The organism is Actinocrinis puniceicyclus (genome assembly GCF_018283645.1).
Classification (GTDB): Bacteria; Actinomycetota; Actinomycetes; order Streptomycetales; family Catenulisporaceae; genus Actinocrinis; species Actinocrinis puniceicyclus.
Genome location: NZ_JAGSXH010000296.1, coordinates 1 through 1,685 on the forward strand (window position 1 = coordinate 1; position 1,685 = coordinate 1,685).

Sequence of the window (1,685 nt, forward strand, 5' to 3'; positions counted from 1 at the left end):
GTTCTGGGCGGTGGGGGACAGCAGCGGGGCCAGGGCGGTCTGGACCGTCGTCCACAGTCCGGATTTGGTTTCGGGTGGGGTGCGGTAGAGGGCGTCGAGCAGGTGGGCGCTGCCGGCTGCGGCGCGCTCGTGGTCGCGCAGAAGTTTGACGGGGGTGTCGTCGCGGTCGTTCAGGGCCCAGGTCAGTACGTCGCGCATGGAGCGGTCGGTCAGGGCGGCGGCGTGTAGCCAGAGGGTGAGTAGGTTGACGGCGTTGGCGCCGAAGTAGCCGGCGTTGTTCGAGTCCTGTTTTTCGCTGCGTCCGACGGTGACCATGACCTCAGCGCGCTGGCGGGCCTTGTCCAGGTTCGTGCATCCGGAGGTGGGCGACCAGCGCACGATCTCGGGCCACGTTGTCATGCCGGTGGGCGCCATGACGGCGACCGGGCCGTGGTTCGCGCGCAGGGTGGCGGTGGCCAGCAGCACGTCCGTTCGCATCGAGGTCACCAGGGCGGGTCCGGGCCAACGGCGCAACCATGGGATCACTACCTGCGAAGTCTTGCCCTGCCTCGGTGCGGCGATCACGAGGACGGAGTCCTCGGAGGACACCGCGAGTGGCAGGCCGTCGGGGATGGAGCGGCCGAGGGGCAGCCCGACGTCGGTGAGCCGGAAGAGTGTTTTCGCCAGGCTCGGCCGCACGACCGGTCCGCGCGCCAACACGGCCGCCTCGGTAAGGTGCACGGTCAGATCCCTGCGGGTGGCGAAGCCGTCGGCGCGACGCTTGTATCGAGCCCACAGCCGCAGGCCGAACCAACAGACCACGCACACCAGAGCGAGTAGTAACAGGCCGCTTGCATAGAAGGGCAGCGGGCCGGGCAGGTCGGCGCGCACCGCGGCGGGCCATGCGGTGCGCGGGTCTCGAACGCGGCCGGACAAGCGTAGTGCGATCAAGACGCTCTGAGAAAAGGGGATCCGGGGAACAGTTCCGTGCGCGATCAGCGCCGCCGTCGCGCCCCACAACCAGGTCCCGACACCGGCGAGCAGGAACAGCCCGAGGGCGGCGGCGAGGAGCATGTCCTTGCCATCGTGCACGAGATGCCGGGCGGGGGAAGGGCCGTTCGCGTGTGCGGCCATGGTGGATCAGCCTCCTTAATCAGCCGGTCATGCGCTGGTTGGTGTAGGTCCACGCGCGTTCTGCTGCGGTCAGCTCCAGGCGGACGGCCGCCGAGTGGTGGCGGCCGATCTTCCACAGGGCGTGGCCGAGGTGCCCGGCGCCCCAGGAGGCGATCAGGGCACATTCCGGTTCGGTGAGGCCGATGGCGTCGCGGGTGGCGGTGAGGGGTGCGGTGTCCTGGGCCAGGCAGATGCGTACGTCGCAGGAGGCGATGAGGTTGGCGGCGATGGCGGCTTCGGGGCTGCCGGTGGGGCCGACGGTTTCGAAGTCGGCGAGGCGGTGGGTGGCCAGGATCTGGATGGTGCCGGTGGCGCGGGAGAGGCGCAGGTCGCCGTCGAGTTTGCGGACCATGGCGGGGATGCGCATGGCGCGCCACAGTTCATCGCGTACGACCAGGCGTACGGGTCCGGCGGGGTCGTCGATGGCTGATTGTCCCCAGGAGGAGACGCAGGCCAGGGTCATGGCGATGGTTTCGTCGCCGCGTCCGTCCAGGCGGCTTAGGTCGACGGTCTGGATGGGGGCGGTGAAGTCC

1 protein-coding gene and 1 pseudogene are annotated in these 1,685 nt (G+C 69.7%); both read right to left on the reverse strand.

All coding sequences use genetic code 11. From position 1 onward, the window contains the following. Positions 1-1,113: type IV secretory system conjugative DNA transfer family protein (locus tag KGA66_RS28860; RefSeq protein ID WP_498066746.1), on the reverse strand; the 1,113-nt coding region annotated here is incomplete at its 3' end. A 19-nt stretch (positions 1,114-1,132) separates the two neighbouring features. Then, positions 1,133-1,685 (reverse strand): annotated as a pseudogene (locus tag KGA66_RS28865) (type VI secretion protein); the annotation flags it as partial.